Annotated in this window: 21 protein-coding genes, 1 pseudogene and 1 other annotated feature (1 of these 23 only partly in view); of the genes and pseudogenes, 4 read left to right on the top strand and 18 right to left on the bottom strand. The window is 33.0% G+C overall.

The genetic code is table 11. From position 1 onward, the window contains the following. Positions 1 to 368 precede the first annotated feature (368 nt). Genes BR52_RS01440 through BR52_RS01425 form a run of 5 tightly spaced genes read right to left on the bottom strand, consistent with a single transcriptional unit; the run spans position 369 to position 8,867 of the window. Positions 369 to 947, bottom strand: coding sequence for a hypothetical protein (locus BR52_RS01440; RefSeq protein WP_034568528.1), 579 nt, complete (start codon positions 945 to 947; stop codon positions 369 to 371). Then, positions 931 to 1,062: a hypothetical protein gene (locus tag BR52_RS13125; RefSeq protein WP_255309887.1), complete on the bottom strand. Its 132-nt coding sequence runs from the start codon at positions 1,060 to 1,062 to the stop codon at positions 931 to 933. The genes BR52_RS01440 and BR52_RS13125 overlap by 17 nt, the downstream gene beginning before the upstream one ends. Then, positions 1,062 to 2,951, bottom strand: coding sequence for a DUF1998 domain-containing protein (gene drmB, locus BR52_RS01435; protein WP_034568526.1), 1,890 nt, complete (start codon positions 2,949 to 2,951; stop codon positions 1,062 to 1,064). Before drmB ends, BR52_RS13125 begins: the two co-directional genes overlap by 1 nt. A gap of 10 nt (positions 2,952 to 2,961) precedes the next feature. Next, positions 2,962 to 6,441 carry a helicase-related protein gene (locus BR52_RS01430; RefSeq protein WP_051915598.1) on the bottom strand — a complete coding sequence of 1,160 codons (3,480 nt, stop codon included), beginning with the start codon at positions 6,439 to 6,441 and terminating at the stop codon, positions 2,962 to 2,964. Next, the gene (locus tag BR52_RS01425) at positions 6,441 to 8,867 is read right to left on the bottom strand and encodes a DISARM anti-phage system protein DrmE domain-containing protein (RefSeq protein ID WP_034568524.1); all 2,427 of its coding nucleotides are present in this window, start codon (positions 8,865 to 8,867) and stop codon (positions 6,441 to 6,443) included. Before BR52_RS01425 ends, BR52_RS01430 begins: the two co-directional genes overlap by 1 nt. 150 nt (positions 8,868 to 9,017) lie before the next feature. Here BR52_RS01425 and BR52_RS01420 point away from each other — a divergent pair, with 150 nt between their 5' ends. After that, positions 9,018 to 10,274, top strand: coding sequence for a DNA cytosine methyltransferase (locus BR52_RS01420; RefSeq protein ID WP_034568522.1), 1,257 nt, complete (start codon positions 9,018 to 9,020; stop codon positions 10,272 to 10,274). Between the two features lie 866 nt (positions 10,275 to 11,140). Here BR52_RS01420 and BR52_RS12935 read toward each other — a convergent pair. The 4 genes from BR52_RS12935 to BR52_RS01405 all read right to left on the bottom strand — a co-directional run bounded on the left by BR52_RS12935 (position 11,141) and on the right by BR52_RS01405 (position 14,475). Beyond that, the gene (locus BR52_RS12935) at positions 11,141 to 12,895 is read right to left on the bottom strand and encodes a hypothetical protein (protein WP_176579811.1); all 1,755 of its coding nucleotides are present in this window, start codon (positions 12,893 to 12,895) and stop codon (positions 11,141 to 11,143) included. Next, positions 12,888 to 13,325 carry a hypothetical protein gene (locus BR52_RS01410; RefSeq protein ID WP_034568520.1) on the bottom strand — a complete coding sequence of 146 codons (438 nt, stop codon included), beginning with the start codon at positions 13,323 to 13,325 and terminating at the stop codon, positions 12,888 to 12,890. The genes BR52_RS12935 and BR52_RS01410 overlap by 8 nt, the downstream gene beginning before the upstream one ends. A 2-nt stretch (positions 13,326 to 13,327) precedes the next feature. Further along, positions 13,328 to 13,954: a hypothetical protein gene (locus BR52_RS12490; protein ID WP_051915597.1), complete on the bottom strand. Its 627-nt coding sequence runs from the start codon at positions 13,952 to 13,954 to the stop codon at positions 13,328 to 13,330. 314 nt (positions 13,955 to 14,268) lie between these two features. Then, the gene (locus BR52_RS01405; protein WP_051915596.1) at positions 14,269 to 14,475 is read right to left on the bottom strand and encodes a hypothetical protein; all 207 of its coding nucleotides are present in this window, start codon (positions 14,473 to 14,475) and stop codon (positions 14,269 to 14,271) included. Between the two features lie 350 nt (positions 14,476 to 14,825). Between BR52_RS01405 and BR52_RS01400 the strand changes: the two genes are divergently transcribed. Together BR52_RS01400 and BR52_RS13195 are read left to right on the top strand one after the other, a co-directional pair. Next, the gene (locus BR52_RS01400; RefSeq protein WP_034568518.1) at positions 14,826 to 15,134 is read left to right on the top strand and encodes a hypothetical protein; all 309 of its coding nucleotides are present in this window, start codon (positions 14,826 to 14,828) and stop codon (positions 15,132 to 15,134) included. Between the two features lie 147 nt (positions 15,135 to 15,281). Next, positions 15,282 to 16,374, top strand: a pseudogene (locus tag BR52_RS13195) (tyrosine-type recombinase/integrase); the annotation flags it as partial. 96 nt (positions 16,375 to 16,470) lie between these two features. On the opposite strand, the gene sufB reads toward BR52_RS13195, so the two are convergent. The 5 genes from sufB to sufC are packed head-to-tail and all read right to left on the bottom strand — an operon-like array spanning position 16,471 to position 21,661. After that, the gene (gene sufB, locus BR52_RS01385) at positions 16,471 to 17,865 is read right to left on the bottom strand and encodes a Fe-S cluster assembly protein SufB (RefSeq protein WP_034568514.1); all 1,395 of its coding nucleotides are present in this window, start codon (positions 17,863 to 17,865) and stop codon (positions 16,471 to 16,473) included. A 37-nt stretch (positions 17,866 to 17,902) separates the two neighbouring features. After that, a complete protein-coding gene (gene sufU / locus BR52_RS01380; RefSeq protein ID WP_034568512.1) occupies positions 17,903 to 18,370 on the bottom strand; it encodes a Fe-S cluster assembly sulfur transfer protein SufU in 468 nt (155 codons plus the stop codon). Beyond that, the gene (locus BR52_RS01375; RefSeq protein WP_034568510.1) at positions 18,357 to 19,592 is read right to left on the bottom strand and encodes a cysteine desulfurase; all 1,236 of its coding nucleotides are present in this window, start codon (positions 19,590 to 19,592) and stop codon (positions 18,357 to 18,359) included. Before BR52_RS01375 ends, sufU begins: the two co-directional genes overlap by 14 nt. Further along, positions 19,589 to 20,875 (bottom strand): Fe-S cluster assembly protein SufD, encoded by a 1,287-nt coding sequence (gene sufD / locus BR52_RS01370; RefSeq protein WP_034568508.1) that lies wholly within the window; start codon positions 20,873 to 20,875, stop codon positions 19,589 to 19,591. The genes BR52_RS01375 and sufD overlap by 4 nt, the downstream gene beginning before the upstream one ends. A gap of 12 nt (positions 20,876 to 20,887) precedes the next feature. Next, a complete protein-coding gene (gene sufC, locus BR52_RS01365) occupies positions 20,888 to 21,661 on the bottom strand; it encodes a Fe-S cluster assembly ATPase SufC (RefSeq protein ID WP_034568506.1) in 774 nt (257 codons plus the stop codon). A 261-nt stretch (positions 21,662 to 21,922) separates the two neighbouring features. On the opposite strand from sufC, the gene BR52_RS01360 reads away from it, so the two are divergent. Next, a complete protein-coding gene (locus tag BR52_RS01360) occupies positions 21,923 to 22,645 on the top strand; it encodes a gamma-glutamyl-gamma-aminobutyrate hydrolase family protein (RefSeq protein ID WP_034568504.1) in 723 nt (240 codons plus the stop codon). Positions 22,646 to 22,805: 160 nt separating this feature from the next. Here BR52_RS01360 and gloA2 read toward each other — a convergent pair whose 3' ends face one another. The 4 genes from gloA2 to BR52_RS01340 form a co-directional block, all read right to left on the bottom strand. Then, positions 22,806 to 23,186, bottom strand: coding sequence for an SMU1112c/YaeR family gloxylase I-like metalloprotein (gloA2, locus tag BR52_RS01355; protein WP_034568502.1), 381 nt, complete (start codon positions 23,184 to 23,186; stop codon positions 22,806 to 22,808). 104 nt (positions 23,187 to 23,290) lie between these two features. After that, complete coding sequence (locus BR52_RS01350) at positions 23,291 to 24,121, bottom strand: MetQ/NlpA family ABC transporter substrate-binding protein (RefSeq protein WP_034568500.1); 831 nt, start codon at positions 24,119 to 24,121, stop codon at positions 23,291 to 23,293. Positions 24,122 to 24,151: 30 nt separating this feature from the next. Beyond that, positions 24,152 to 24,835, bottom strand: a complete 684-nt coding sequence (locus BR52_RS01345; RefSeq protein WP_034568498.1) for a methionine ABC transporter permease — start codon at positions 24,833 to 24,835, stop codon at positions 24,152 to 24,154. Further along, positions 24,822 to 25,859 (bottom strand): methionine ABC transporter ATP-binding protein, encoded by a 1,038-nt coding sequence (locus BR52_RS01340; RefSeq protein ID WP_034568496.1) that lies wholly within the window; start codon positions 25,857 to 25,859, stop codon positions 24,822 to 24,824. Before BR52_RS01340 ends, BR52_RS01345 begins: the two co-directional genes overlap by 14 nt. Positions 25,860 to 25,936: 77 nt before the next feature. Next, positions 25,937 to 26,089 (bottom strand) — a binding site (T-box leader); it runs 113 nt beyond the window's last position.

Genomic DNA, 26,089 nt, shown 5'->3' with positions numbered 1-26,089 from the left:
AGAAATTTATATCGATGTGACAAATACAGGGAAGAAAATGCTTATGATAAACTAGCAAAAAAACTGTGATTTTTGAATCTGGTGTAATAATTGGTTTACTTTTAAGTAAAATAAAAAATCAGAAACACCTTTATTAAAGTATTTATGATTTTTATTTATAGATTTAACCTACATTGCTTTCCATATGGAAGCAAACTTATAATTGTTGGAAATGACTGTAATATCAACGATTATAGAGATATACAGTTTAAATAATTATCACCGTAATTCAATTAAAGTTAAGGGAATAACATTCCAAAAAATAAGATCTGTGGGTATATAGGAAAGAAATAAATACTTATAATTCGAATGCTTTATTCTACTCTTCATTAAAATTTTTCGTGTTTCTTTCCGGTGTACTTCATTTCATCAATGAAGTATTTGGTCTTTTCTGTATTTCCAAGGATATCAATAATTTTGGCATAATGTTGTAATACAAGTTCTTCGCCAATATTACCAAAATACTTTTGACCTAACAAATTTACTTCAAGATCATCATCTGAAATCGTTCTAGTAGAATATTTTATTACTGATTCTGAAATAAGTCCTGTATTTCCTATACCTTGGTTTACTTCAGTGATCTCATTGTAGCCAACAATATTAGGATGTTCTTTTCTTAATTCAATTAACCAATCAGGTACTTTTTTGTTTGACTCAATATCTAACAATTCTCGTACTTCACTTTCAATTAATGAGTCATTTGCTCGTTCCAATAAATCAGCAATTGTTGAATGTTCTTTATCTTCAAACATCCGCAGCCCACTTATCCCATCCTTTAATGAAATATTCTTATAAAAAATTTTATGATGGTCACTCAATCCATAATAGTGTACGACATTCATTGCAGTATACCCTCTTTTAGCTATTCCAACTGTTTCATTCTCTAATAATCTATGTGGATTTACCATCAAATAGATACCCTGAAACAACATTATCACGCTGAGCCAATGAAGAATTATTTGCCTCTTTTACTCTCCTAACCTCTTTATAGCTATCCTTAAATATCAAATCTGGAAATGTCATTAATTATTTCCTCCGCAAAAAAATCCTAAATATGGCTCTTCTATACTACCAATTAGCACACTTCTATCTAAAAAAACATTCATTTTCTCACAACTAGTCTCCGAAATAAGTGAGCAAGCATGACATGCAGCAGCATTTAATGACTCTCGACCTTGAGAATTACTCTCAATGCAGACTGGATCAAAGCTACACCATTTCGCTTTTTCTAACGCAGCAGTTAACAATTCAAAGAATTTTTCTGGTACCCCCTGCTTAACTAACCCACCTAATGTTCCTTCAGAATCAGAACTCGATGTATAAATCAAAATTCCATACATTTCCTGCCCATCTTCATCTGAATAATATATCCTTTCCCTCAATGAAGATGAAGAATAACCACTGCTCATACTCAATTCTTTAATGAGTAAATGTGATAAAGTATGAATAAGATAATAATCTGGAGAAATATAGCTTTCCTCATCTGGAAATCTTACATTGCTCATTTTTTTATATATTTTTTTTGAAATTGCGGACTCTTTGATTTTAGATTTCCATTTTTTTATTTCTTCACTATTCATAGAAAAAAATATTCCTTCTCCTAATGAACGCATTCCGACATAATAGTTATCCTTTCTTCGCAGTGAAATTTCAAAGGATTTACCCAAAGTCTTCTCACCATCTAAGGATTGCTCCTTCATCAATTCTGAATCAGTAGTTTGAATTCTACTATAACTTCGAAGAGCATTAACTACCTCAAGTTGATGTACCAAAGTTATCCCATTCAATAATTCACTATGAGTGTAACCAGACAAATCTTCTCGTTTGAAAGCTTTTATTTTAAATCTTTCTGACTCCTCATCATATTTTTCTTTTCCGGATAGCACTTCAAACTCTGCTCTTCTATAGTCCATTACACTATCAGGATGATCTTCACTAGCTTTATCAAAAAACTTAATTGAAATTAAATTTTTAACTTCATCAAGATCATGCTCAATTTCCTGAGCTAATCGTGCAATCATTTTATTTATTAATTCATCCTCTTTAAGTTTTGTAATTCCTTTTTCTCGAGGGACTTCTCTTAATTCTGATGCCAAGACGCTATAATATTTGTTACTTTGAATTAGTTCAATTAGTTTATTCTCTTTGAATGGAATATTCACTGAACTTGAAATGTTTGGGAAAAAGAAATTATTAGCATTTCTCAGAAGCACATGAACATCTTCTTCACATTTACTTCCTTCTTCTCCTTTCTTCCAAATGTATTCACCTTTACAACCTACCCCTAATCGCTCTAATTTCTTTGGAAAATTCTTTTCATCAAATACTCCAGCTAAATTTCGGCTCTCATTGCATCTTTTACACGAAACTATTAAATCTGAAATAGACCCAGTTTGTGCTGTACTTCCCAATGTAATTTCATGATCTTTATAACTATCATAACTTAAGCCTTCATGAACCCATTCTAACCAAGGAAAGTCTTGCGCATGTCCATTACAACACGCACAAATAATACGGACAGGAACAAGTTCTGTTCTTCTTTTACGAACATCAATTGGTTTTTGATTAAATGCTTTGACTAAGCTCGGTATTCCTTTTGCTTCTACTAATTGACGCCATGAATCAATTTTTCTTAAACTTCTATCTTCTGGTGAAAAATACCACTGTGGGAATCTTTTTCCTACAACATCCTCTTCCTCCTTAACCGGTGGCTCAATAAAACCTTCAGCATCTAGGACTTTCTCTAAACGAATATCATGAACTTTTACACATTTATTAGTATCCCAATACTCCGAATCCGCAATCATAACAGATTGATTATTAATGTCCATTAATGCTCCAATGCCAAATGGCGTTAAAAGTTGAGATCTTCTAACATTGAACTCAGGTTTATCTTTTCGTTTATATACCATAATATCTCCTCTAATCTATTATTCTCAGATATGCTGTATCTTCCACGTTCCTCATTGTCCCCATAACTTTAGTAGCTTCTTGATGGGTGCTTCTGTCATCAAAGGATCTAAGTAATAGTTTCCCTTGAAAATCTTCTGTCATACTCTTGTATAGATAATATTTGAACATTTCGTCATTTTCTTCTATCTCTTCAGCAATATCACACCATTTATCAACAACTTTATTTATTATTTTATTTGCATCTTCTCTGTAAAGGTGATGTCTATCTTCACTAGCTCTAACTCTAGCCAAAAGATAATCCTTAACTTTTTCAAGTTCATCTTCAAATTCTAAAATGTTCCTTGCAGAATCATCGCCAGATAATATTTCAATTGTATTCCTAAGCATTGAAACTATTACTCCAGCAACAGCTTTTTTTAAAGCAGGTACTGAAAATGGTGTGACGCTACTCGATTCAACAAATTTATATAAACTTTCATGGTAAGATTGAAACGTTTCGTAATGAGACCTATCACGACTTCGAGAAGAATTATATAGTGTGCACACTAATCCTAAAGACTGTCTTCCCACTCGACTGGTAGCTTGAATATACTCTGATGTTAGTTTAGGCTGTCCGACTACAAACATTGCATTTAATCGATTAATATCAACACCTACTGACAACATATTTGTTGCAATTAACGTATCTACAGTTCTTGAATATTTTTCTCCATTCTGAATTTCTTCTGGAGATCTATTATGAGGAACATCCAATTTTTTTAAAATCGTAGGTATTTCTATCCCAGGTACACGTGCGGTCAATTCAACACCTGTATCATCATTCATGAAACGTTTATTCGTATTATTTCGTCTATAAAGTTGATTAATATGTTCTTTTACATCATCTTTAATCAGCCCTGAGGCTTTACCAAGTTCTCGAATACTATTAAAATAACCGGCGACCGTCCAATATAATTCTTCTTCATCGATATTTAGACCTAACTCTGTTACTGTTTGTAACATTGATGATAGCAGTCGAATTTCGGCTGTTATTTGTGATTTTCCTGTTGCCATAATTCCAAGGTACTGTCTTCCGTATGACTTTGTGTCTTCTTTTACAAAAAAATTATCTGAAATCTCAATTCCACTTGGAGGAAATTGAGATACCTTTCTATCAAAAATACCTTTTACTTGATCAGCTGCATTTCTAATTGTTGCAGTCGAAGCTATATATTTAGGAGCAACGCTATTATTTGCATTTTTGAGAATATAATCAAACCCTGCTTCATAAAGACCAACAATACTTCCTAACGGACCAGAAATCAAATGTAATTCATCTTGGATAATTAACTCAGGACGTCTATACTTTTCTGGTTTATCGGAACCAAATAAATTTGCTGTTTCTTCTTTTAAAGGAACTTGAGCGAACTTGTCCACAGTACCAAAAAGCAATGTTGGTCTCTTTTCATAAATTAATTCATCGACTACATAGATTGGCAAACCTTTAGAAAACTCACAATTTTTATTTAAACATTTCATGTTGAAGCCATTTTTCTTTTCAATTTCGTAGTATCCCCATTTTCTTTTGCTTTGAAAGTTTTTTTCATCAGGAACAATACTGTGCTGTTGATGGCACCAGGGACATTCCAAAACTTGAAATGTATTTTTTTTCTTTGCAGCTTCAAGGCTTTTTTGTTCAACCATATCTTTAAAGTCTGACTTAGCATCTTTTAGTTTATTTTTGGTTCCTTCACCTATCCAAAGTCCAATGCTAATTTCCAAATCACCTAAAAAATCCTCTCGCCTTCTAATGAACTCTAGCGCACAAATTAATTGAGAAGCCCGATCAAATTGTTGTGCTGTCAGAAGTCGTAAAGTATATCTCATGATTACTGTTACACCTGAGCAGTTCTCATATTTCAATCTTCTATAAACTACAACAGCTGCGATTGCAAATAAATAAGCCTCTGTTTTTCCACCACCTGTACTAACCCAAATTAAATCTAGCATTTCTCGCTCAGAACTTTCTTCATTCAAAATCGACTCTAACGAATTTAACACAAAAGCCAATTGGAATGGTCTCCACTTAAAGTTTGCATTTTGATAGTTTTTCGAGCTATATGCTTCTTCTTTTTCTATTGAATTTTTTAATCTTTGTAAAAGCATTGCTTCGTTGGCTTTATTAAATGCCATGAAAGCTTCTTTATCATTTGCCAAGAATTTTATCGTTTTTTTCATACGATGACTACAATTTCTACATTTTTCTATATTTTCCTTTGAAAGCTCAGTATATTCAGAAACCAACAACTTAGATTTTTGCGTAATTGAATCAATCCATTTGTCGTAAGCTTCAACAAACTGATTCAATTTTTCTACCTGTATCTCGTGGTCGTTCCCAATATAACTTTCTGCACTTAAAACATCCGACGAAATACCATCAACATCAAAGGACATCGGTCGTAACTCATAAGTTGGAATATATGACGTTTTGATTTCGGATATCTTTCCATTGTTTTCTTTCCAAGTTGCAGATACACCTCTTCCGAAAGCATAGGTCCTTTTATCTCTGTATAAGAAAAAATTCATGGCATCTTCTGAATTTAATTTAGACAAATCCGGCAATTTCACATCTTCAGAAGCTTTAAATTCAACGTTTTCTTGAGATTTTATAATGATTTCTGTTTGAAAAAAGTGATTTTCTGAAATGTTTTTTAAAACAACCGTTATCGATGTAACGGTTTCATTATTTATCAGATTTATTTTTTGTACTTTTGAAAAGATTTGAAACGTCTTTTCTTCCTTAACTAATAACTCTTGAGTAGATATTCTTTCTTCTGAAGAATCTATCCTCACTTCAAAGGAAACTGGAACTCGCTCAAAACACCTCTTGTTTCCATAATTTATGTTTTTAATCTTTTTTAGTAAAAATAACAGTTCTGTATCTTTAATTTTCTCTTTTGGTTTTAACTCATTCAAAAAATCAGATATGGTTTCATCTCTATCTTCAAATCCTTCATCATATTTAATTTTTGAACTCTCTTTATCAATTTCAAAAAGTTTTTCGATATTTACAACTTTCGAAATTATAATTTTTTCTTTTAATTCTTCAAGTACCTCTTTATTTGTTTGAAGAAATGGATTCTTGACTTTCTTATAATAAGAACTAAGAACCTCAATATTTAAATCTTTTTTGTTACTCTTACAGTAAAATGTAATTCCTAGAGAAGATGGAAGAAAGCTGTTATCAATTTCAGTAGACTCTTCTTCTTTATCTAAAAATTCTTGAGCTTCAAGGGTTGTTTCTATATCTTCATCCAAAGCTTTTTTTAATTCATTGAAAGGATACAAGATTCCTGTAACATACCTTGTTTGTGGTTTTTCAGAAATTATCTCATGCTCAACATCATTGTTTATTTTTTCTGACCCCGGCCCCAATAACAATTGTGAAATAGCATTAGAATACTTTTCCCTAACATTATTTTGAACTTTCTTATCTGTAATTCCTACCATTATCTACTTCCTCCCAGAATCTTATTAGTCAGATACCTTGGCACATCTTCAATATCTATACCTTCAACTAAAATTACTTTATCTATTGAATAAGAAGCTATAGATTCATCTTTTATGATTTCATCCAAATTTTGCCCATCAAATGAATCAATAAGCTTATCTCTTTCCTGATTTAAATTTCTCTTTACTTTCTCACTTGCACTATAATACTTGTCAGACTCATTTATTAATTTAGAATTTCCTGTAAGGATTCCGATATAATAGATGAAACTAGAATCCCGTGGTAGAATTGGCATTTTTTCAATTGATGACCATGATCCGTAAAAAGACTTTGTCTTATATGGTGCACCTAATTTATCCATTCTTTCTTTGAATTGAGCCGAAGTTACTTCTCCCTGTTCAATATAATCAAGTAAGATTTTTTTCCAGAAATAATCCAATTTTATATTTTCAGTAATATTACTCAAATTTAAATATTCATCTTTAAAATTATATTTTTTAAACTGTGTCCTGTAAAAAGAATCTGAATAAGGAATTTCGAATTCCACAATATTTTGACCAATTTCTATTTTACTAACATCCACTTTTCTACAATAATTATCTTGTAAAATAAAAATCTTTCCAAATTCTGTTCCAAGTAGATTTCTCCCCGATTCCAAACCTATTCCACGAACAACATTAACAAACTGAGATTCATTTTCGCTCTCAACTTCAGAAACAGCTTTCATTAAGCTATCTATCAAGATAGAGTATGATTTTTGTGCATTATCTTCTCTATCTAATTCATCAAATAGTAGCTTCTCTTCGCTACTATTATCTGTTCTAATCGTTTCTTTTTTATTTTTTTCAAAGTACTTATCAATTGCTTTTAAATACGCTGAATCTCGTTCAAAATAACTATCATCCAACTTATACAAATCTTGGATAATTCTTTTATCTTTTTTTAAGGAGTAGCTAAAATATTTTTTTTGAATATCTGGAAAAACCACAATAATTCTATTGGATACATAACTTGACAGCCACTTCTTTCTGTCCTTTGCATATGGAGAAAGTAAAATAATAGTACCAAATGCTCCGTATAAATCCTCAAATATCGCTTCACTATAAGGCAGAACAGTTATCATATCATCATTTATATATATTTCTTTTGTTTCTTCAACCATCTCATCCATTACAATCAGTGCACATTTATCCTCATTTCTAACCAAATCAATTATTTTCTTATTTTGATAACCAAATCTGTTACAGTAAATATTATATAAAATCTCAGCAATTTCTTCAGTCTCTTCTAAATTTAATTTTTCCATATATTCAGAAATAATAATCATTTGTTGCTCAAGTGATTCTGAATTTCCAGTTATTTTGCTATAGTTCATTTTCAAAAATCTTTTCAATAGTTTATCTAAGTATCTTAATAAATGAATTTCACGAATTTCTTCTAAATATTCGTCAAGTTTATCTAAATAGTTTCTAAACGCTTTGTTGCTCGATACGAATTTAAAAGAAATATCCATCTCACTAAACGCTTCTGATTCAAGCCAACAAAATTCTTTTTCCATTTTTTTCAAAAATTTGAATTTTGATTGATCCATAATTGAGGGAACACTAGAAAAAACTGTCATAGGAATATTGAAATCACTACAAGCATCTTCAAGGGTAAGCAAATTAGAAAATTGACCGTTTTCAAACCACTTATCTCCAATAATATATACCCGTTTTTCTGATATTTCCCCATCATTTTCATCTAAATATTCTATGACCGCCCCCATATTTGATGAAAAAATAACCATGGGTTTCTCTGTACTGTTAGAATGTGGTAACTGTTCCAAAATCATTGATTCCTTCAAATACTTTATCGCACAAAATTCACCTAAATACGAAGATTTACCATTAAGACTAAATTGTACATCCATAATTTTATTTAATATTTTTTTCTCTAGAATTACTATCACACTGTCTTCATTTGTCCAGCTTATCGAAGAAAGTCCTAATTGTTTTCCAAAATCTTCTTTAACACTTACTACTTTTCTTCTTTTGGTACTACTTACAACGCTAGCCCCAGCTTCAATTACATCTTTTTTTAAAATTCGTGTAACCGGATTTTTCTTGTGTAACTGAATCAATGAATATCCTTCACTCTCGTTATCTTGTCCATTAAAAACATAGTATTCCTTCTGAAATAAGATTTTAGTTCCAATATTCAAATTGTCTATATTAATTTTTTTTCCATTTGAAATATTTTTGTAGCTAGTCATTAAACAAATCAACAAAGTCAATTCCTTATAGTAACAAGAATTTAAATACTGATATGCGTATGATTTTCCAAGAGTTTCATACGCTAAGAAATCATTCAATATTTTTTTCATATTTTTTGAAATATATCCAAATGGACTGGTTGATACTAGGAGTTGCATTACAGCATCCATATTACTTCCTCCTTTTTTACTATCTATGATTAAAATTATACACTAATTTGCACACTTATTCCCAACTATCTTAGTCATACTTTCACTAAATTTTCTTTTTACTCTAGTAGAGTTGTTGCAAACCTGGTATAATTATTCTGAGGTGAAATCATGTTAAATATTATAGACTTATTTTCAGGTGCCGGAGGTTTAACCGAAGGTTTTAGGAATAATTCTTTCAATCTGCTTGCCCACGTTGAAATGGATGAAGCCACAAGTAAAACATTGAAAATTAGAGATGCTTACTACTACTTAAAAAGTACAGGAAATTTAACTAAATACTGCAGTTACATTGAAGGAAAGATTTCATACGATGAATTCTTGGCTGAAATTCCTGAAGAAATCGCTGGAAAAGTAATGAATATAACAATATCTGAAGAGACTTTACCAGAAATATTTAGAAAAATTGATTCACAACCAGATTCAAATACAGTCCATGGTATTATCGGAGGACCACCATGCCAAGCATATTCAACTATCGGGCGAGCAAGAAATGAAAAAATTAAAGAATCTGATGAACGAATCTATTTGTATAAATACTATTTGAAGTTTTTAGAAAAATATAATCCTGATTTTTTTGTATTTGAAAATGTTAAAGGATTGATATCCTTTAAAGACTTAGATGGATATAATCTCTTAGACAAAATAAAATACGAGTTTACAAATGTCATTTCAATAAATCATTACCATATACAAATTAAATTGATTAACTGTGCTGACTTCGGCGTTCCTCAAGTTAGAGAAAGATTATTCATTTTCGGATATAAAACTTCAATGCAAAAATTTGATTTTTTCAAAAGCTTGGAGCAATTCCAAGAAAAACCTCCAATAATCAAGGAATTATTTAAAGATTTACCAAAATTGAAGTCTGGTGAAACAAAAAATACATATTCGAGTTTATTGCCTTCAGAATATGTTTCAAAGAACTTAAGAAATGTAGAAATTCCATTGACTCAAAATATCTGTCGCCCTAATAACGAAAACGACCTAAAAATTTATAATATCGTTGCAAATGAAAGAATAAAAAATAGAAATGTTAAATATTCTGACCTTCCATCTGAATTAATCACACATAAAAAATCAGATATTTTTTTAGATAGATTTAAAGCTGTAAATGGAAACGGATTTAGCCATACTGTGGTTGCTCATATTTCAAAAGATGGCCATTATTATATTCATCCGGATGTATCTCAAAATCGCTCAATCACAGTTCGTGAAGCAGCAAGAATTCAAACGTTCCCAGATGATTTTTACTTTGAAAGTTCTAGAACTGCAGCATTTAAACAAATTGGAAATGCTGTTCCTCCACATTTTTCAAAGATTATAAGTCAAAATATTTTAGAAAATTTGTATGCATACGATAGATGAAAATTATGGAATTATAATAAAAATGAAATCTTAAAAAATGAATTAACTCTAACTTATAAAATTTCTGAAAAGTCGTATTAACAAATGAAGACATTGTTTGGTTTGGTATTGCAAAGGGATGAAAAACGCTCATTATAACCATATATAGTTATAATTCAAAATTAAACCAAGTTTCCATCCAACACAATTAAAGAGAACAAAAAAAAGAAATGAATTAATATGAAGTAGAATCTATAAAGAATTTGAAAAAATTAAAAAACAATATGAAAATCAGAGATCTAGTTGAATGGATTCAAAATCCACATATTTATGCTCAAAAAAATGAATAATTTTTTAAATAGGTCACATTCAACCAATTAACCTTACAAATCAAATTTTCCTTTTCCTCCTGCTCACTCATTTAAATCAGTGGTATCTTCTGATAAAATACTTATCACATATACTTATTCACAACACTTATATTGAACCTACAGATAAAACATATTCTTTAATAATTATATTAACATCAATACAATTATCAAACTTTCTATAGTCATTTCTGTCATTAGCACAGCATTTTTTAGAATTGAATTTCACTTAGCTCGATTTCTTTTGCCTCATCTTTTTCTAAATATTGAAATATTGGTACTACTTTTACTTTTCAAAATCAAAAAAATTAAGAACACACCACTATAACTGTGTTCTTAACTTCTATTTTTTTACTATCCAACCGATTCCTCCAATATCGAGTTGTGATTAAGATAGATTAAAATATCAGTAATATCAAGAGTTTTAAGTAGTTAGGAAATTTTAATATTGCAATTAATTTCATTGATTTTGAAGTCATCCCGTGTAAGTTTCGATATATAAAAATATGACTTTCACTGTTAATCTCTTACATCAAAATAAAACGGATTAAAACCAGTTTTGCTATCATTCACTAAATTTTCAAAGTGATCTGGAACAATAGCTAATGTTTCGGGGTCTTCATCATCAAATAAAAATATTTGTAAATCATCTTTATCTATCGTTTCATACACTTTATTAATTACTGTTCCGATTGCTTTAGAATTAGTTTCATCAAATGGTTTTGAAACATGATCAATAATAAGCACTGGAATTATAGGATATGCGTTTTCAATTAATAGTAAATTCATAAATCCTAAATAGCCACATAACTGTATCAACGTATGCCTAGCCATACTTCCTATATATAAATTCACAAAATTATTTTCACTATATTCTCCATCATTCTTTGTCTCTTCTACCTTGGGTTGAAGTATATTTCCCCTTTTTATATAATCAATTCTAAATCCATTTTGTTTCAAATCATCATCAACCAATGATGAAATGTCTTTAGCCGACAAATATAAATCTGTAATATACTGAGATAGCTGATTAATTTTTCTATAATCATCTTCATTTTGGAGTATTTTTATTGTATTTTTTAATTCTATCAGCTTTTTTTTCATACTACTTAGTTTTTCATCTGAAAAAACAATATCTGTTGAAAGATATTCTTCAACTATAGCCATTGCTTTCTGTTTTTCTTCAAGTGAATACATTTCAAATTTAGAATTATTAGACTGAATTTCATTTTTCAAATTGCTTCGTTGTTTTTTTAATTCTTTAATTGTTTTATCATTAATTACGTAATTATTAAATGAAATAGTTGTATCTAATTCGTCAATAATTGATTTAAGTGGTTCTACCAAATATTCAAAAGAATGTTCTCTTTCAATGAGCTCATTTAAATTTCCTATCAAAATTTTTCTATTCTGATCTTCAATCTCAAACTGCTTAACATCCGAAATTGTATTTTCATAAACCTTAATTTGTTCTGATATTTTATTAAAAGCCACTTTCAACTTTACTATATTATTACTGGAGTTTTTTCTTTGCATCTCTTGCATTAATTTTATTTTTTCAATAACAGTCTGTACCTTTTTTGAATTTTTTCCATTATAAACAATGTCAGCATCTAATATTTTCAACGATTTATTTATTTGCTCACATACAAATGAATAACGTGCAGATTGCTTCTCTAAAACTTTAATATTTTCATTTAATTCTAGTAATTCCTTTTGTAGCTTACTTATTTTTATTAAGTTCTCGTTAAATATATAATTTAATAAAGGAGACAATTTTACTGAATATTTTATATCAGAACATTTATCTAGAAAGTCTTGTATTAATCCTTGTCTTTTCTCTCCCCAGAAATTAAACATCGTGAATGTTCTGAAAGTCAAATTTTCATTTGTAAATTCTCTTATTTTTTTTAACATAAAATCATCTTTTGTAAATATTGAATTTAATTTATTCTTATATTCTCTCAAAGTAATAATTTCAAATTTTTCTTCCGCAGTATAATGAAGATAATTTTTATCTATATCACGAGTTCTAGTAAGAGAATACTTTATGCCATTAACACATATTAACATTGATGCGCGTTCTATAGTGTCATTATATAAACGGTTCTTACTTATATCCTCTGATGATCCAAACATAAAATCTAAAAATTTATAGAATTCACTTTTACCAGAACTATTTTTCCCTTTGAAATAATTAATTCCATTTGAAAATTTATAAGTAAATATTTCACCAGATTTACTTAATAAATTTAATTCGTCTATTTTAAACACAACGCATCACCTCTCTCATAAATTGTTTTTCAGTCAAATTTCTACTTTCTTCAATAGCTTTATTTATAAAAATATTCAATTCATATATTCGAGAAACATTTCCTTCTTCATTATTAAGAATTAATAATCCATTACTTAATTTAATCTTATCATTTAAAATTAATAAATGAATAGATTTTATGATAAAAGAAATACTATTACAGTAATCCTCAAATTCACCCGAAAGTAATGAGATACATTTAAATATTACATCTCTCTTAGTATTTCCTGAATAAACTTCTTTAAAAGTAAATTTTTTCTGTTTAATCAAATATGAAAAAAATATAATCTTATTGATACTTAAAATTCTATGAGTTTTTAAAATACAACATATTATTTCACAATAAGAAGATATTTGAACAATCTCAGTTTCAATCTCCAATTCATTCAAATTTATTCATCCTTCCAAGAAATTTGATCTTGTTTTTTGGCGTCTTTTGTCATATGAACACATACTCCATGACGAATCTGAACATTTTCCGCATAGCTATTCTCCAGATTTATAGTATTGTTTAGTCTTTGTCTAGGTGTATCATTTCCATCATACTTTAATTGTTCTGTTGCCAATACAAAGTTTTCATGAGTTGTAACTTCAATATCATTTATTGGTTGTATAGTATTGCATTCTATATTCAAAGCTCTATATTGACCATAGTATAATCTCTTAGTTAAAAAATCAGTTAATAATGCTTTAGGCATTTCACAATGTAATAATTGTTGATACTCTCTAGATTTCGCAATAGCTAATTCATTCAAATCAATAGAATGATTTCGTTTGAATTCAGAATAAGATAAACTAATCCTTTCATCTGTTGCATTATTTGATATATTTTCTGCTTCTTGCATAAACTTAGCATACGTAATAGCAAAACTTCGCTTGTCATGGATACTATTTAAAATCTCGCATGTTATATAATTTAATAGTTGGCTTACCCTTAAATTATAAACAGATATATCTACTCCACTTTTCTTGAATAAATACTTACAATTTTGATCTATAATTTCATTTACATTATCCAATCTAACAATTTCATGTTTATCAACAACAGAATCAAAGTAAGTTTCAAACTCATCAAATTTCGCTCCAAAAAAAAATTTTAATTTAGCTTCATTTGAGCTTTTTTTCTTTTTTGAATTCTTTAAAAAAATATATATATCATGTTTATCTAAATTGCTTATTATAGTATCTTTTACAGTTAAATCGCTAGTTAGTAAAGTATATCGTTCTACATTTATATTCTCTATTTCAATTAAAAGCCAATTAAATAAAATTTTCCTCGCGGTACTCGTATCAATGTTTGTTCTCTTGACTTGAATAGCATGATGGGATATATCTATTTTTTTATTTTACTAATAAATGAAATTTCATATTTATCGATATTTAAAGATTCTATTTTACTAACATTAATATCATCAATAGCTTCAAATTCAATCATCTCATTTTCATCTAAATTAAGTAAATAATACAAGAATACCCTGATTTGAAAAGCAAATCCACCTAAACTAGATATACCACCCATAACGTTGCCTACCTCCATCATAATTTAACTCCCTGTCATTAAAATAATTTTTGATTACTACTGTTCATTTAACGAATCCAATATACTTGTAGTTTACAATCATTTTTTCCATATAGAAAAAAACTTATCTATTCATTATTGATTCTATCATTTATTTTCAATAGTAACAATATGTTTCTCATTTATAATTATTTTCGTTATAAAAAAATAAGTTACAAATAATTAAAACTATCCTAACATATGTTCCTCATATTCAAATTAAAACTAAAAAAAGAAGTTAATTATTTTAAAATCTGAATTCAACCACTTTAAAATATCAAAAAAATCAAAAATTAGAAGTTGTATCTTACAGACAAAATCCTGATAATTTATTGGATACATTTAAAATAGTTATTCAAACAACAAATGAAGACTACGATTTAGATTCACCGCCCGAAAATGAAACTTTACAATTAACGATAAACACTTATTTATTTCAATCTTTGAAATTAGTACCGACATCTGAAGATTCAGAAATAACGATTCAGTTCGAATTTTTCATTCACTATTTCCAGCCAGTTTCAGATGACACAATTTATTGTGTTATTGATTTTCAAATTAAACAACAATTAAATAAGAATTCATTGCTTAACGATGTCTTCTTAAAAATTTTCTTGTCGCCTCAGTTGATGCATAAATAAAAAAATATTCAAAGTATATTAACTGATTATATCGATAGTGAAAATGAGCAAAAGTTGCCAATCAAATACTTATCAACCGTTCGCCCACGAGAAAGAAGAAGAGAACTTGTTTTATGGCAATGTACCGAAAAAAGTGTATCTTGAGAATTTAGAACGTACTTAGAGTCTGATAAAATTACTGGAAAAGAATTTCGTGCAACTCGAAGAGAGTTTAAAACGAAAAAAAAATGCCAACACGCATGTAGAAAGTTACATCTTGATTATGAACAAAATGGCTTTGAAAACAGCTTAAAAATTATTACTTTTCAACAGTTGTATGAGCTATGGTTAAGTCAATATCGCTTAAGTGTCAAACCATCAAGTATTGCTTTAGCCCAAAGATTTTGTAAAATCCATATCCTACCTGTATTCAGCAAACTTAAACTGAATAAAATTACCGTTGCCTTTTGCCAAAAACAAGTCAATATCTGGCATGGAAAATATAAGCGATATGGCTTACTTGAGAAAACAAACTGCTCAGATTTTTAAATTTGGGATTGCAATGGAAATTATGGATAGTAACCCTATGAGTAAAACGTTGATTCCAAGGAAAAAAGAAGAAGAAAAAGTAGATAATTTTTATGATAAAGAAGAATTAAAACAGTTCTTTGATTGTTTAACAGACTTTGGCAACAAGAAACAGTTTACCTTTTTTCCGTTTACTCGCTTTTACTGGTTGTCGAAAATCAGAACTTTTAGCAGCGCAATGGCATGATATTGATTTTACGGAAAAGAAACTAACCATTGGAAAAACACTAGCAACAGATGGATTTGGTAAATTTGTGATTCAAACACCTAAAACGAAGAGTTCTGAGCGTACTTTAGAGTTAGACAATAAACTCTTTGAGATTCTTTCCAAATAGCGTATAAAGCAACGTGAAGACTATTTTAAGCTAGGTTACAACACAAACAGTGAGGAACAATTTATTTTTACGAATAATCGTAATGAACTTTATTATCCGCAATTGGTAAATGATTGGTTGAAGTACCTCATTCAAAAATACCAGTTGAAAAAATTACACCCCATGGATTCAGACATACTTGTGCTTCCTTACTTTTCGAAGCAGGTGCTACCGTTCCAGAAGTGCAACAACAGCTAGGTCATAAAACATCAGATGTCACACTAGAAATTTATACTCATGTGACAAATACAGGCAAGAAAAACACTTCTGATAAACTGGCAAAATACTGTAATTTTTGAATCCGGTGTAAAAACCAGTCTACATTTTATTTCTAGGCAAAACAAATAGAGGTCAGGAACGCCTTTACTAAAGCGTTCCTAACCTCTATTTGTAGGTTACCCTACACTGCCTTCCATCTCATACTGAATCAATCGATTCAACTCCACCGCATATTCCATCGGCAGTTCCTTCGTAAACGGCTCCACAAAGCCCATAATAATCATTTCAGTCGCTTCCTGTTCACTCAACCCACGACTCATTAAATAATAAAGCTGCTCCTCAGAAATCTTCGAAACCTTCGCTTCATGCTCTAAAGAAACGTTGCTATTACGAATTTCATTAAATGGAATGGTATCTGATTTCGATTTGTCATCCATAATAATCGTATCGCACTCGATATGTGAAATCGAGCCTTCACTCTTACGGCCAAAGGTTACTTGTCCGCGATAGTTTACTTCCCCGCCATCTTTAGCAATCGATTTTGAGACGATTGAGCTTGAGGTATTTGGTGCGTTATGAATCATTTTTGCACCAGTATCTTGGTTTTGACCTTCCCCTGCAAAGGCAATTGACAACATCGTGCCACGTGCGCCACGGCCATCTAGGAAGATACTTGGGTATTTCATCGTTGTTTTCGCGCCTAAGTTTCCGTCAATCCATTCCATTGTTGCGCCCTCTAAGGCTTTGGCTCTCTTCGTTACAAGGTTGTAAACATTGTCTGACCAGTTTTGGATTGTAGTGTAACGGCAATAGGCATCTTTGCGAACAAATATTTCCACGATTGCAGCGTGTAAGCTGTTGGTTGTATAGCTTGGTGCGGTACAGCCTTCTACATAATGCACGCTTGCTTCTTCATCCACGATAATTAAGGTACGTTCAAATTGTCCCATGTTTTCTTGGTTGATTCGGAAATAGGTTTGTAAAGGAACATCACATTTAACGCCTTTTGGTACATAGATAAAGGTTCCACCTGACCATACCGCTGAGTTCAATGCGGCTAGCTTATTGTCTGTTGGTGGCACAAGCTTCGCAAAGTACTCTTTAAACAATTCTGGGTACTCTTTTAAGGCTGAATCTGTGTCAGTAAAGACAATCCCTAATTTTTCAAATTCTTCCTTCATGTTATGGTACACCACTTCTGATTCGTACTGAGCGGATGCGCCGGCTAAATATTTTTGCTCTGCTTCTGGAATTCCGATTCTTTCAAAGGTTTCTTTGATTTTTTCAGGTACGTCGTCCCAATCACGGGCAGCTTTATCACTTGAACGGCTGAAATAAGTGATGGCATCGAAATCGATATCGGATAAATCCGGTCCCCATGTTTGCATGTGCATTTTATTAAAGGTTTCTAAGGCTTTTAAACGGAAATCTAGCATCCATTCAGGTTCATCTTTAACTCTTGAAATTTCGCGAACAACGTCTTCGCTTAAACCGGTTCCCGTAGTAAAGACCGATGTGACCTCATCATGAAAACCAAATTGGTAATCTTCTAATTCTGGTACTCCACTCATGTTGGATTCACTCCTTTTGTTTTGTTTTTAAGGTTCATCAGTCACAATGTAAATGACTGTTTAGTTCAGTTTGATTGCCTTCGGTTAGTGCTTTTTCTAAGGCCTTCCAGCCAAGGGTTGCGCATTTAATTCTTGCTGGAAATTTTGCCACGCCGCTTAGCATTTGGGCGTCTCCTAGTGCGTCTGGATTGGTCAGCTCTTCGCCTAGTACTAATTTTGAAAAATCGTCTACTAGCGCTAAGGCTTCTTCACTGGTTTTGCCAATCACAGCATCTGTCATCATACTCGCGCTTGCTGTACTAATCGAGCAGCCGCTTCCTGAAAAACGAATGTCTTTGACGGTATCCTGCTCCACTACAAGCTGAATTTGAATCACGTCCCCACAAGTAGGGTTGTTTAATTCTATCTGATTGGTTGAGGCATCTAAGATTCCGTGATGATGTGGATGACTTGAATGATCCAAAATCACTTGACGGTATAAGTTGTCTAATCTAGAAAGGGCCATTGGTGAAAAACTCCTTTGTCGCTAAAAGGGCTTTGATGAATGTATCGGCGTCGCTTTTAGTGTTGTAAAAATAAAAACTTGCTCTTGCTGTCGAATTGACTTCTAAATAATTCATTAACGGTTGCGCGCAATGATGCCCCGCTCTTACCGCTACGCCTTCCATATCCATTGCCGTTGCTAAATCATGAGGATGAACGCCTTCAAGATTAAAGGTAATCACACCTGTTCGCTTCGCTGGATCGGTTGGGCCATAAATCGTAATTCCTGGAATTTCTTGAAGCTTTGGCAATACATAGGCCACTAATTCTTGTTCATAGTGATGAATGTCTTCCATGCCTACTTCTGTTAGATAATCAATCGCTGCACCTAAGCCAATTGCTCCCGCTATATTCGGCGTGCCTGCTTCGAATTTCCAAGGCAACTCTTTCCATGTGCTGTCTTCAAGGTACACAAAATCAATCATTTCCCCACCAAATTCAATCGGCTCCATTTTTTCTAGTAGGCTGCGTTTGCCATATAAGACACCGATGCCGGTTGGCGCTAGCATTTTATGTCCACTAAAGGCGTAGAAATCAACATTTAACTGTTGAACATCGACTGCCATATGTGGAACTGATTGCGCGCCATCAACAACCATTACCGCTCCTACTTGATGAGCGATTTCAGTTAATTCTGCAATCGGATTGACTACTCCTAACACGTTGGAAACGTGGGTAATCGCTACGATTTTGGTTTTTGCGGTAATCAGTTTTTTAGCACTTGCTAAATCCAATTCACCAGTTGGTGTTAACTCAATATATCTAAGAGTTGCTTTTTGTTTTTTAGCTAGCTGCTGCCACGGGATGATATTCGAATGATGTTCCATATAGGAAATCACAATTTCATCACCTTCGTTGACATTCGCTTCCCCAAAACTTTTAGCGACCCAATTTAAGCTGGTTGTTGTTCCTCTTGTAAACAGAACTTCTGCCGTTTCTTTGGCGTTAATAAAGGTTTTGACCTTTTGACGGGCCATTTCGTACTTTGCGGTTGCTCGCTCTGCTAACGTATGAACGCCTCGATGCACATTGGCATTGTCTCTTTGGTAATACGTATTCAACGCGTCTAAAACCTGCTGTGGCTTTTGGCTCGTTGCTGCATTATCAAGGTAAACCAGTGGTTCGTCATTGATTTCTTGAAAAAGGATTGGAAAATCTTTTTTTAAGGCCTCCGCATCAATCATATGCTCAGCTTCCTTTCAATAACGTCTACTAGTTCCTCTCGTACAGATTTTACTGGAATTGCTGCAATAACAGAACCTAGGAAGCCACGAATAACTAGGCGTTCAGCATCTACCTTTTTAAGTCCGCGACTCATTAAATAATACATTTCTTCTGGATCAACACGACCAACGCTGGCTGCATGTCCAGCAGTAACATCATTTTCATCGATTAAAAGAATTGGGTTCGCATCGCCACGAGCCTTGTCAGATAACATCAAAACACGACTTTCTTGTTGAGCATCTGCTCCTTTTGCGCCTTTGATAATATGACCGATACCATTAAAGGTTAACGTTGATTTGTCACGAATCACACCATGCTGCAGAATATGGCCAATCGAATGACGTCCGTAGTTGGTCACACGTGTATCGATTCCTTGAATTTGTTTGCCCATGCTGATTGCCACGATTTTCACTTCACTGTGACTGCCTTCGCCAATCAAATCTGAATCAAAATCAGCAACCATATCGCCATTGTTCATAATGCCTAGTGCCCAATCAATCGTTGCATCTTTCAATAGATGACCACGTCGATTAAAGTAGGTTGTTGTTGCTTCCCCTAGTTGATCTACAGCTGAGAATTTCACCTTTGATCCTGGTTTAGCTACCACTTCTACAATGATATTGGCTAGGTTTTTTTCAGTCCCAATTGTTTCGTATTTTTCTACATAGCTAAATTGACTGTTTACGTCAGCTAAAATCAATACGTGCTTCACAAAGTTTTCTTTGATTTCACTATTTTGGATAAATAAGGCTTCAAGTGGTTCTTCAATCACTACGTTTTTCGGTACGTATAGGAAAATCCCACTGTTCATAAAGGCTGCATGAAACGCCGTTAATTTGTCTTCATCTGCTTTAACAGCGTATTGCATATAAGCTTCTTTCACTAAATCAGGGTGTTCTTCTAGTGCTGTGAAAATATCCGTAAAAATAACCCCTTTTTCAATCAATTCCATTGGCAACTGCTCAAAAGCTGTTTGACGGCCAATTTGAATTAGTTTAGGTCCATCATTTTTATCATCAATAAATTCATTAGCTAACATCACTGCTTCTGTTTCAGCAGCAATGGTTGGGTCTTCCAGTAACGGCCAACGATTAATTTTTACTCTTTCAAAAAATGGCAATTCTAGTCCATCTATTTTATCTAACATACTTAAACGTAAATCCAACATCCATTCAGGCTCAGCGTGACTTAATGAAAAATCACGGATGGCGTCAAGATGGGTTTTAAAAGTTTTCTCTGTCATCTTGAATCCTCCTTAGTCTTCGTCTAATACGATGTCAATTCCTAGTTCATCGCGAATTCCTTTGTATCCTTCTGCTTCTAAACGTTTCGCAAGCTCTGCGCCACCGGTTTTAACCACAATTCCGTTCATCATAACGTGTACTACGTCTGGTGTGATGTAGTTTAACAGGCGTTGGTAATGGGTAATAATCAATGAACCAAAGTTGTCGCCACGCATTGCATTCACGCCTTTTGATACTACTTTAAGAGCATCGATATCTAAGCCTGAATCGATTTCATCTAAGATTGCAAAGGTTGGTTCGATCATCATTAATTGTAAAATTTCATTGCGTTTTTTTTCTCCGCCTGAAAAGCCTTCGTTTAAATAACGTTCAGCCATTTCTTCTGGCATATCTAAAATCGCCATTTTACTGTCTAATTTTTTGATAAAGTCCATCACTGAAATTTTATTGTCTTCCTCACGTCGTGCGTTGATTGCAGCACGCATAAATTCAGCATTTGTGATTCCAGCGATTTCACTTGGGTATTGCATCGCTAAGAAAAGACCCGCGCGAGCACGTTCGTCTACTTCCATTTCTAAGACATTTTCGCCGTCTAATAGAATTTCGCCTTCTGTTACTTCATAGCTAGGGTGACCCATAATGGCTGCAGATAAAGTTGATTTACCTGTTCCATTTGGTCCCATGATGGCATGGATTTCCCCAGTTTTCATTGTTAAATTAACACCTTTTAAAATTTCTTTGTCTTCAATTGACACATGTAGATTTTTAATTTCTAAAACTGCCATTTTTGTATCCCCTTTGCTATCTATTTCTACACAAACTAGTTGTGTGAGTGTCTTCTTTGACCTTCCTCTATTTTAGCCCAATTGAGAACCTTTCGCAATCAAATACACTAAAAAAGTCTTGAAAAACAAGCGAATATCCTATCAATTTAGAATTTTTATCAAGTAAGTGCTGTTATCATTAGTTTCTCATGCTTACTATTAATTAGCAATTCTTTTTGAAATAGTGTAAAATACTATCTTATAGAAAGTGGGGATTATGAAATGAAGCCAATTATTGGAATAGCAGGAAATTTATTAACAAAACATGCGGAGGTATTTCATGATAATCTTGTGACTTATACGCCTCAAGGTTTTGTTGACGGCGTTCAACAGGCAAATGGTTTGCCATTGGTTTTCCCAATTGGAAACCCCGCAGACGCCAAAGCCTATATTGACCAAATCGATGGTCTCTTATTAGCCGGTGGGCAAGACGTCGCTCCTTCCTTTTACGGAGCAGAACCTAGCCTTAAACTACAGGAAACTGAACCTCGTCGTGATTTCTTTGAAAAAGCCCTGATTGAAGAAGCTTTAAAACAAAAGAAACCTATTTTTGCGGTTTGCCGAGGCATTCAAATTTTAAACAGTGTGCAAGGTGGAACACTTTATCAAGACTTATCAGAATACCCTCAATGGAGCGTCCAGCATTTACAACCCAGTATCCCGACTGTTGGCAGTCATTCAGTTAGTATCGATTCTAAAAGTCATTTAGCTTCATTGCTAGGAACTTCTGTGTTGGTCAATTCTTACCATCACCAAGCAATCAAAGAGTTGGCTACTGATTTTGTCGCAACTGCATGGAGCACGGATGGTTTGGTGGAAGCTTATGAAGCAAAAGATCCTGCGCAAAGCATTGTGGCTGTCCAATGGCATCCTGAATTGATGCAGGCAACCGATGAGAAAATGCAAGGGTTGTTTAATGATTTTATTGAAAGAGCAAGTCATTAAAAACTTCTTAACCCTGCTTTTTGATAATCACAAGTATCTATCTCCCTTTTAAAGATAGACTAAATTAATTTTCGTATTAATAAAAAAACCGACCTCCAAAAATTAATTTTTGGAGGTCGGTTTAATTTTATCGGTTGTAGTAACTTGAAATTCTGCCATTCTATTCGTGCAACTCCAATGGCAAGCCATCTGGATCAAAGAAAAAGGTCATTTTTTCACCTGTATAGTCATCAATTCGAATCGGTTCACAAGGAATTCCTAAAGCCGTTAATTCTGCAATCGTTTCCTCGATTTCCTCAACCTTAAAGGCTAAATGTCGTAAGCCACATGCTTCTGGCTGTGAAACCCGTTTTGGACTGTTTGGCATTGCAAAGATTTCTAGCTCGCTTGCGCCTAATTTTAAATCTAATTTCACATCGTTGCGTTCTTTTCGATGGTTTTCGCGGATAATTTTAAAGCCTAGTTTTTCTACATAAAATTCTTTTGATCGTTGGTAATCTGACACTATAATTGCAACATGATGGATGGTTTGTAAGTTCATAAGTATGCTCCTTTGTCCTAAATCATTCAGTTAAGTTTAACATAATTGGAATCCAATAAAAAAGAAAGTACGCTTTAAAAGCCTACTTTCTCATTTTTTATTCATTAGTCAACCGGTACAACGGCACCTTTCCACTTGTCTAAAATCCATTTTTTTACATCTTCTGATTTTAGTACTTTTACTAGTTTTTTGATGCGTGGATCGTCTTTATCTTCAGAGCGAACTGCAATAATATTTGCATAAGGTGAACTTGTTTTTTCAAGAGCGACTGCGTCTTTTAATGGATCTAATCCGGCATCAACAGCAAAGTTAGAGTTGATTGCAATCAAGTCTCCTTCGTCATTGTCTAGGAACGTTGTCATTAATGCAGGGTCACTTTCATATGTGAATTTTAGCTTTTTAGGGTTTTCAGCGATATCGTCAAAGGTTGCTGTTGTAATATCCACACCTTTTTTAACTTTTACGAGACCGGCATCTTGTAAAATGCTGATTACTCGACCCCAATCGGTTTGTGAATTGCTCACAATTACAGTTGCGCCTTCTTTAACATCTTTTAAATCTTTCACGCGTTTTGAATACAAGCCAAGAGGTTCAATATGAATCTCTCCAGCATTTTCAAATTTGTAATTGTTTTCTTTGACTTGGTTTTTAAAATAAGGAATATGTTGGAAATAGTTCGCATCAATTTCCCCGTCTGCTAAGGCTTTATTGGGAATCACGTAATCAGTATACGTTTTAATATCCAATTTAACCCCTTCTTTTTCAAGAATTGGTTTCACATGTTCTAAAATTTCAGCATGAGGGACGTTACTTGCCCCAATTTTCAAGGTATCTTCGTCGCTTTTTTTACTGTCTTTGCCGCCATTTCCACAAGCTGCTAGTGTTCCTACTAAACCTAATGTTAAAATGATTCCAAAAATTTTCGATTTTTTCATAATAAATTCCCCCACATTCTCATTTTTTTATTATCGTTTGTCAATACGTTTTACTGCAATATCGCCAATCGCTTGAATACAAAAGACGATAATTAAAATCACTAGTGTGGCTACAATTGTCACTGCTGTTTGATTGCGTTGGAAGCCTTCTAGGTAAGCTAGATTTCCTAAACCACCTGCTCCAATAACACCCGCCATTGCAGTATAGCCCACTAAGGAAATGGCGGTTACGGTTAAGCCTGAAACGATGGCTGGTAAACTTTCTGGTAATAGTACTTTGTAAATAATTTGAAATTTATTGGCTCCCATTGCTTCTGCTGCTTCAATGACACCTTTATCAATTTCTCTAAAACCAATTTCCACCATCCGTGCATAGAATGGAGCTGCTGAAATAATTAGGGCAGGTAACGCAGCGGTTGGTCCGATAATGCTTCCTACAAGTGCTTTGGTGAAAGGCAATAATAGAACAATTAAAATAATAAAAGGAATTGAGCGGAACACATTGACTAAGATCGCAACGACCCAATACAATAGTCGCGCCAGTGGGTTGCTTTTTCCACTTGTTTGATAGAGTAGCAAGCCTAGTAAAATACCTAATACAAAGACCAATATCAAAGAACCTGCTGTCATTCCTAAGGTTTGAAGTGTCGCACTTTTGATTTTTTCTGGATCTACTTGTGAAAAATCAACGGTTCCTATTTTAAGATTCTGCATTTGTAATCACCTCAACTTCAACACGTAATGTTCGTAAATTTTTAATTGCATCGTCAATTTTAAGCGACTCTCCTGTTAATTGAACGTAAAGAGAACCGATGGCACCTTCTTGTGTCTGTTGGATACTGCCTTGAATAATGCTCAAATCAATGCCATCTTCTTTGACAACCTTTGAAATGATTGGCAATTTTGCTTGCTCTCCGTGGAAGGTTAGACGAACAACCTTTCCTTCTGGATATTGCTGTACTAACTCCTCGACCACTAAATTGGTATCTCCAAGATCTGGATTGCTGTCTTGTTGAATGAAGCGCTTGGTCACAGCTTCTTTTGGTTTTGTAAAAATATCTAACACGTTTCCTTGTTCAACAATTTTCCCGTCTTCCATCACAGCCACTTGATCACAGATTTTACGAATCACGTGCATTTCGTGAGTAATCAGTACAATTGTTAGGTTTAGTCGTTTGTTGATATCTAATAATAAATCTAACACTTCATCCGTTGTTTGTGGATCTAAAGCACTTGTAGCCTCGTCACAAAGGAGCAAACTAGGATCATTCGCAAGTGCCCGCGCAATTCCCACACGTTGCTTTTGTCCACCAGATAATTGAGCAGGATAAGCATTTTCACGACCTTCTAAACCGACAAGCTGAATCAGCTCTTTAGCTTTTTTTAAGCGTAATGCTTTTGGAAATTGTGCGATTTCAAGAGGAAACATAATGTTTTCAATCACGGTTCTTGACCATAATAAATTGAAATGCTGGAAAACCATGCCGATATTTTGACGTGCTTTACGTAGCGCTCCGCCTTTTAGGCTTGAAATCACTTGCCCATCCACTGAAACGGTTCCTGTTGTTGGTGTTTCTAATCCGTTAAACATGCGGATAAGCGTGCTTTTCCCAGCCCCAGAATACCCAACGACTCCATAAATTTCGCCACTTTTAATTGCTAAATCAACGCCATTTACTGCATTGATTGTTCCATTTTTTGTTTGAAACGATTTTTTTATTGCTTTTAATTCAATCATGTCCTTAACCGACCTTTCCTCTTTTTTACTTATGGAAAAATAAAAAAACTCCCATCCCTAAATCAAGTTTCACTTGATTCAAGGACGAAAGTTTTGACGTTTCGTGTTACCACCTTGGTTTATTGATTCATCACTAAATCAACCTCAATCAGTACTTGAGCTTTCATGCAACTCGTTATACTGTGGCACTGTAACGGGTGCACCCGTAATAGATTTACGATTATTCGCTC

The organism is Carnobacterium divergens DSM 20623 (genome assembly GCF_000744255.1).
Classification (GTDB): Bacteria; Bacillota; Bacilli; order Lactobacillales; family Carnobacteriaceae; genus Carnobacterium; species Carnobacterium divergens.
This window is presented reverse-complemented; position numbering and strand designations above follow the sequence as displayed.